This window comes from Candidatus Anoxymicrobium japonicum (assembly GCA_002843005.1).
Taxonomy (GTDB): Bacteria; Actinomycetota; Geothermincolia; order Fen-727; family Anoxymicrobiaceae; genus Anoxymicrobium; species Anoxymicrobium japonicum.
In genome coordinates, this window is the sequence record PHEX01000122.1 from 1 (window position 1) to 1,977 (window position 1,977).

Here is a 1,977-nt window from a genome sequence, read left to right on the forward strand (position 1 = left end):
TTTCCGGTTGGTTGGTGAACACCCAACTACTTGGGCACTTCGATGCCGGTAAGCAAGGAAGGGGGCGTCCATCCCATTGAGCGCAGCGAAGCAATCCAGTGTCTTGATTTTCCGAATATTTCTGGATTGCCACGTCGCTCCGCTCCTCGCAATGACAGCTTGTTCAGAGCATCCTTAGGTCTGGCGTAATCGTACCCAGAGGTGCCGATCGGTGACCAGCCCACTCGGTGGCGTGCGCTTGATCTTCTGTTGCCAGTGGGTGGCTGGCTCGAAGTTTCACTGTCCGAAATGTTGCTGCCCGCCAAAGGCCTGAGCGCACTGCGCCTCGTGCTGCTTACGCTCGCATGGTTGACCTAATATCAGCGCCACGGGTGATCATGTCACCACACTATGGAGACCGCGAATCTCTCTCAAAGCTACCTAACGGACGCGGCGGACGCGGGACCCAAACGGACGCGGGACACCCACAATCTTGCCAACACGGCCCACCCCAACGCGGTGAGCTATCAATCGTGCTGGCACCAGTCCAGGCTGTGGGCGTATCGCGTTGGATGAATGGCTGCAGCTTCACTGTGCGTACGTGACATGCATACACATGTCTGCACAACGGCGATCTCATGCGGTAGCGTTGCGGCTGGCTCGAAAATCGGCGGTTGACTCAGCGGCTCGCTTGCAACAAGCGTCGTGCTGCGCCAATGCCATGCAGCCAACGCTGCCCCATGGCATTCGCTTTCGCAATCAGGCATTCAGCGGCGCCCACAGCGCGGTGAAAGTCCGAACCGACCGCCAGCACCTGACGTGGCCATAGTGCTGCATCGTGGCGCAGGCGCCGCAACGTGCGCGGCGGCGGGCCGCTGAGCGAGCCGCGCTAGTTCGGGTGAACCTGGCGGCCGGTCTAGTCGAGCAATTGCAGGTAGTCGGTCGCTGTGATGCCCAACACGCACTGCGCCGGCAATCGGCGCGATGACTTCTCCGGTGTGCGTATTGGTATCAATCTGCGCAAGCCGACGCCGGGCACTGGTATGGGCAGATTCTTCCAGTGTCTCACGCAGCGCCGCACGTACCGGATTCAGATCAACATAGGCCATCGCCGCCAGCACGGCGGATTCGTCCAGCAATGCCTGGCATTTGAAACGCCATTTTTGCACATTGATGTGCAGTATGCAGGTTTTGCAGGAGCAAAAACCTGCCCCAAAAGCGGCCCTTGCAATGATCTTCGGCATTGGCGCGGCGGGCGATGGACTCACTCAGGCGGCGCATGAATCACGACAAGTCGCACAAGCGCGAGCGCAACAGCGCCAAGCGCCCGGGATTGGCGATCAGCGCTTGGGCACGCAACGCTGCATCTTGCTCGGCTTTCGGAAACAAACGGATCCACCGATCAGCCACTTCTTCATCGGTCCACTGTGTCGCCACATCAGGCAACACCTGCACCACCACATGCAAGTGATTGCTCATCACCGCATATGCCCACAGCGACACCGCGAACACCTCAGCCAGTTGCTGAAGACATCAGCTTGGTTCACATCAAAGCTGTAAAAATCATTCCGCGAAAACCCCACACGCCGAGCATGCAGGTGCACGCCCGGCGCGTGGCGCCATTGCGCCTACCGCTTCATTAGTGCACGGCGCTGCGCTCGTTTCAGTCGTGCCCGCTCCATCTCCTCCATCGAGGGGCCCATGTCCTCACCGTCAAAGCCCGGGCAGGTTGCCCACACTTCTTGCATGGCGCCTACGTAATCCTCGTCATAGTCTTCGTCATCAAAAGTGAGGTTGGTTGATTCGGGGTTGATCGTCATTGTCTTCTCCTGCGCACAGTGGATGCATATATATAAAACGCAATATATGGTAAAGTCAACAGGCCGTGTTTGCAGTGGCTGCCAGTACAGGCGGCAGCTCGTGCGCTCAGGGCGTTGCAACACGGGTCAGTCTTCTATCGGGAGCAGGTGATGAACACGGGCAGGGGATGCGTGCTGG

General features: G+C 58.8%; 2 protein-coding genes. One reads left to right on the forward strand and one right to left on the reverse strand.

All coding sequences use genetic code 11. From position 1 onward, the window contains the following. The first annotated feature begins 1,209 nt into the window (after positions 1-1,209). Entirely contained in the window at positions 1,210-1,539 is a 330-nt protein-coding gene (locus CVT63_08320; GenBank protein PKQ26863.1) for a hypothetical protein, read from the forward strand. Between the two features lie 68 nt (positions 1,540-1,607). On the opposite strand, the gene CVT63_08325 is transcribed toward CVT63_08320, so the two are convergent. After that, the gene (locus tag CVT63_08325; protein ID PKQ26864.1) at positions 1,608-1,799 is read right to left on the reverse strand and encodes a hypothetical protein; all 192 of its coding nucleotides are present in this window, start codon (positions 1,797-1,799) and stop codon (positions 1,608-1,610) included. Positions 1,800-1,977 lie beyond the last annotated feature (178 nt).

Bases quoted from the DNA above. Each gene is read 5' to 3' on its own strand.
- CVT63_08320 (PKQ26863.1), top strand. From the start codon at position 1,210: ATGATCTTCGGCATTGGCGCGGCGGGCGATGGACTCACTCAGGCGGCG.
- CVT63_08325 (PKQ26864.1), bottom strand. From the start codon at position 1,799: ATGACGATCAACCCCGAATCAACCAACCTCACTTTTGATGACGAAGAC.